At 59.2% G+C, this 4,649-nt stretch carries 5 protein-coding genes and 2 tRNA genes; all 7 read right to left on the reverse strand.

Annotated features, from left to right (window positions below; translation table 11 throughout):
* Positions 1-1,064 (reverse strand): trimethylamine methyltransferase family protein (locus BF99_RS20435; protein ID WP_038097714.1); only part of this gene is annotated, 1,064 nt, incomplete at its 3' end.
* Between the two features lie 315 nt (positions 1,065-1,379).
* Positions 1,380-1,457: transfer RNA gene (locus tag BF99_RS0107575), tRNA-Glu, on the reverse strand.
* 256 nt (positions 1,458-1,713) lie between these two features.
* Positions 1,714-1,789: transfer RNA gene (locus tag BF99_RS0107585), tRNA-Ala, on the reverse strand.
* A 115-nt stretch (positions 1,790-1,904) separates the two neighbouring features.
* Complete coding sequence (dnaQ, locus tag BF99_RS0107590) at positions 1,905-2,645, reverse strand: DNA polymerase III subunit epsilon (protein ID WP_025770395.1); 741 nt, start codon at positions 2,643-2,645, stop codon at positions 1,905-1,907.
* Complete coding sequence (gene rnhA / locus BF99_RS0107595; protein WP_025770396.1) at positions 2,642-3,139, reverse strand: ribonuclease HI; 498 nt, start codon at positions 3,137-3,139, stop codon at positions 2,642-2,644. Before rnhA ends, dnaQ begins: the two co-directional genes overlap by 4 nt.
* Before the next feature lie 97 nt (positions 3,140-3,236).
* Positions 3,237-4,184 carry a class I SAM-dependent methyltransferase gene (locus BF99_RS0107600; RefSeq protein WP_081759158.1) on the reverse strand — a complete coding sequence of 316 codons (948 nt, stop codon included), beginning with the start codon at positions 4,182-4,184 and terminating at the stop codon, positions 3,237-3,239.
* Positions 4,185-4,438: 254 nt separating this feature from the next.
* The coding region (locus tag BF99_RS20445; protein WP_038097716.1) for a TrmH family RNA methyltransferase at positions 4,439-4,649 on the reverse strand (211 nt) is incomplete at its 5' end.

Consider the following 4,649-nt stretch of genomic DNA (forward strand, 5'->3'; position numbering starts at 1 on the left):
CCCACCCCCGCCTGCATATCCCCGGTATTGGCGGTCGAGCCCGCCGCCGACCTCCAAGGCAATCCGATATGGCGGGCCAACTGACCCGAGGCGATGCTCATTTGGATGTGGGTGGGGGTTCCGAATGTCGGCGAACCGCTGCGCATATCCACATTGGTGCCGAAGGCTCCGTACATCACCGGAGCCCCGGGCTTGGTGATCTGCGCCAGCGCGATCCCCGCCAGAGCCTCGGCATGCTGCAAGCTCAAGGCGCCGGCCACGGTGATCGGGGCCATCGCTCCCGCCAAACAAAAAGGGGTGATGATCGCCAGCTGTCCGGCGCGCGCGAAATCGATGATCCCCTGGGCCATCGGAATATCGAGCAAGCGCGGGGAATTGACATTGATGACGGTGGAAACCCACGGATCGGCGGCGAATTCGGCATCGCCGATACCCAAAGCGATTTGAACCATCTCGAAGCTTTGCATGACCTGCGCCCGACCTCGAGCGTAGACCGAAAGGGGCTTGTCGCTCTCCTCGAGCTGGGCTCGCATCATCGCATAGTGCCGAAGGTGGGGCGGCACATCCTGCGGCTCCGGGGTCGGCGTCAGTTTATGGATGACATCGAAACTCTGGTGGAGCCTCAACGCCTCGTGCAGGCTGGCGAGGTCGCCGGGGCGACGTCCCCTGATGCGATCGACGACGTTGGGGCAACCGCCGGCGGGGGCGAAAAGCTGACGACCGATATGGAACGCTTGCGCCCTTAGAGGGTTGGGGGCCATCATCCGATAGCGAGCGGGGGCCTTGGAGATCGCCTCTTGCACCATCTCAGGCGGCAGAAAAACCATCTGGTGATCGGTGCCCTTGCCTTGGCTCGCCCCGGCTCGAAGGAGAATCTCTCTGGCCTCGGGCAAAAGGATCTTGATACCGAGTTCTTGCAGCACTCGAAGGGCGTTTTCGTGGATTCGGTTGACCTGATCCGCCGAAAGAACTTCCTGGGGTGCAAGGCAGTGATCGAGCCGACGATAATCCGCAGCCGATTGACCGGCCCTTTCTCGCCTGGGATTTCGCTTGCGTTTGACCACCGATCACTCCTCGTCGATGCAATCAATCGCTTCGGCGCCGCTTCGATGGCAATGGCAATGGCTGTTCGATGCTTGGATTGTTCGGTTTTTCGGATCGAAAACGGAGATCGCGGCCAAGTTTCGGGATGAAACGATCTTTAAGAGCCGTTGCGCCGCAAAAGCCGGTCGATACCGATTCCGATGACAATCCTATAAGGAAATCCCATCGATGATCGAGCGGCGCTCATCGAGAAGGCTCGATACCGGCGTTTGGATGCCGGCGAAGGAAGTGGCCGCCGATAGCGGATATGAAGGGATATCCGATGATAAGGGATATGGCGTCCCCAACGGGATTCGAACCCGTGTCGCCACCTTGAAAGGGTGGTGTCCTAGGCCTGACTAGACGATGGGGACTGTATGAAAATGCCGTTGGAATTTCGATACTCTCGTTATCCGGTGCTTCGATGTCTTCGTATCGCAAAAAAAACCGAGCCTTCGAGCGATGCTTTCGTCTCGCCCGGAAAGACGATTTGCGCTCTTCGATGAGAGACGGTTCGATCGACGACGACCCGATGAATACCATCCGATGAACATGGATGCGATGAAAGGCGATGCCATGCATCGAGCCGCTAAAAGGCACCGCTTCGATCGCTTCCGGATTCATTCGATTTGGTGGAGCCAGGCGGGATCGAACCGCCGACCTCTACAATGCCATTGTAGCGCTCTCCCAGCTGAGCTATGGCCCCATCACGGGGGAAGTTTAATCGACCGACCGATCATCTGTCAACATCGATCACATTGATCGGTCGAGCAAGACGGCTTTTTCGAAAGAGTATCGGCCGCTCGAACCCCCGCTCGAAATCACCCTTTCGACTCGACCGCTTGGTTGCCTCGAAGTGAGAGCCACAAACACCGCCCTTGGCTTTTCTCGTCGATATGCCGGATCTGCTCCTCATGCCTTTCTCGTTCTTCGAGGCTCGCCCGGATCACTTTGAAGGGCCCTCTTTTTTTCACTCGGGAACCCTTTTTCGCCGATATCGAGGTCGAGGCTCGAAGGTTGTCGATCCCCAGATCGCCCTGCCCTCCGGTCATCGCCAGATAGACCTCGGCGAGAATTTCCGCATCCAGCAATGCCCCGTGGTGCTTGCGAGCGGAATTGTCGATATCGTAGCGTTTGCAAAGGGCATCGAGGCTGCTGCGCTGCCCCGGGTGCATCCGTCTGGCCAATTCGAGGCTATCGGTGATCTTCGAACAATGATCCTTGACTCTCGAAACGGGGCTTTCTTCGAGCCGTCCGAGCTCGTGATCGAAAAACGAAATATCGAAGTCGGCGTTATGGATGATCAGTTCGGCGCCCTCGATGAAATCCAAGAACTCCTTGTATACATCGGCGAAGCGAGGCTTGTCCTCCAAGAATTCCCGGGTGATCCCGTGGACTTCCAATGCCCCCTCGTCGATGGCTCGATCCGGATTCAAATAACGATGGAGCTGCCGACCGCTCAATTGACGACCGATCAGCTCGACCGCCCCGATCTCGATGATCCGATGCCCTTGCTGCGGCTCGAGTCCGGTGGTCTCGGTATCGAGAACGATTTGTCTCATGATTGACCTCCCGATGGTTTCGACGAGGGAGCGCTCGGCCGAGGAGACTGCACCCTTTCGACAATCGCCTTTCGGGCCAGCGCATCGGCTCTTTCATTCCCCTCATGCCCCGCATGCCCTTTGACCCAAACCCACTCGATCTCGTGCCCCGATGCGACCCGCTCCAGCCATTGCCATAGGTCGACGTTCTTGACTTCCTTGCGATCCGAGGTTTTCCAGTTCCTTCGCTTCCAATCGGCGATCCACTGCGTGATGCCGTTCTTGAGGTAGGAAGAATCGGTGCTGATCCGTACCCGACTCGGACGCCGCAGAGCCTCCAAAGCCTTGATGGCCGCCATCATTTCCATCCGATTGTTGGTGGTGGCGGATTCCGCCCCCGATATCTCCTTTTCGTGCGCTTTATAACGCAGCACCGCTCCCCAGCCTCCGGGGCCGGGATTTCCGCGGCAGGCGCCGTCGGTGAAGATTTCGACTCGATCGGATGCTTGGCACATGGTCGGCGATTCGCAAGGAGGTGAGCGAAAGATCAAGAAGCGAGGAGAGAACCAGCGGGGATCAGGCTCGGGGTCGGGGCAAGGATGGGGCGCGTCGCTAGGAGCCCTTGCGACCGGCGGCGGATGTGCCCCCGAGTCCGACCTCGACCAAGGAGCGAAGGGGTTTCCAGCGAGGGCGCATCGGCAACATCGCCCCGATGCGCTTGCGAGCGACGATCAAGCGGGCGCTGGCAAGGGCCGGCAAGAACCATTCGGAGGCCGTCCTCGAGCCGGTATCGATGCTCTCCTGCGCCGCCATGCGCGCGGCGAAACAGGGGCGTTGATCGAGGATATCCAAACCCAAAAGACCCAACCAATCGCGCAGCTGCCGCGATCCCAAATAGATGCCGCACCACGGGGCCTTGCGGGAGCCGGCCCGAAGGATTCGCTGCACCCCCATCGAACTGATGGGGTTGAAGACCAAGAGCAGCAGATGGCCTTCGGGAACCAGCACCCGCGCCACCTCGCGCAGAGCCACCGGCGGTCGGGGCTCGAATTCCAGAACATGGGGCAAGATGGCGACATCGACCGCATCGGCTTCGATCGGCAGGGACATCGCCGAGCCGCTGACCACCGGATAGGGGGAATCCCTGTCGGCGCTGCCGTCGATATCGACGAGACAGCGATTGATGATGCGACTGGCATGCATCAAATCGGCCCCCGCAAGATCACCGATCTGCAGGCAGTGGTAACCGAAGAGATTGGCCAGCGCGCGGTGGATGCTCTCGACTTCGCTTGCCAGCAAATGCGATGCCTTGCTGCTTCGAAGCCATGTCCCGAGACCCGCCCGCCAAGGGGTGGCGACCGGTTGGGCATTCAAAGAGACCGCGCTTTCGACGATCGAGCGCTCGGGATCCGAAGGATCGCCGGATCCGGATCCGCTTTTGTGGGGAAGATCGATCGTCGGGGCCGTGGTTTTCGCAGGGTCGCTCGAAGGATCCCTCGAGGACTCGCTCGAAGGATCGGTATCTCGATCTCGTGGTTTCGGTGCCGGATTCATGGCCATCGGAATGTCATTCGAAAGCCGAGGATCATCGATGAAAAAAGGCGAGCGGGGTCATCGTTTCTACCCGATGATCCTCGCAGGCATATCCCATCCCTTGACCGAGGGCTTGGAAAAACCATGATCGTCCTTGAGGTTCCATCGCGAAAAAGGGAAACGTGGCAAAGGGGAAAGGATAGCGACAACCCTAATGATCCTATCTTCGATACGAGAGGAATGCACCCGATTCTTTGCGATTTCTCTCGATGAGGGATCGCTCACACCGCCTCGCCTTGTCTTCGTTGACGCAAGGCTTCGAAAAAACAAATCCCGGCGACGACCGAAACATTCAGGCTCTCCATCGAATCATCGAGCGGGATCGAGACCATCCGGTGGCATTTCTCGCGCGTGAGGCGGCGTAGCCCCCTTTCCTCCCCGCCGAGAACGAAAGCCGCAGGGACGCGCAGGTCGATATCGTAAAGGCTCCGG

Origin of the sequence: Thioalkalivibrio sp. HK1 (genome assembly GCA_000583135.1) — a bacterium.
GTDB lineage: Bacteria > Pseudomonadota > Gammaproteobacteria > HK1 > HK1 > HK1.

Bases quoted from the DNA above. Each gene is read 5' to 3' on its own strand.
- dnaQ (WP_025770395.1), bottom strand. From the start codon at position 2,645: ATGAGACAAATCGTTCTCGATACCGAGACCACCGGACTCGAGCCGCAG.
- rnhA (WP_025770396.1), bottom strand. From the start codon at position 3,139: ATGTGCCAAGCATCCGATCGAGTCGAAATCTTCACCGACGGCGCCTGC.
- BF99_RS0107600 (WP_081759158.1), bottom strand. From the start codon at position 4,184: ATGGCCATGAATCCGGCACCGAAACCACGAGATCGAGATACCGATCCT.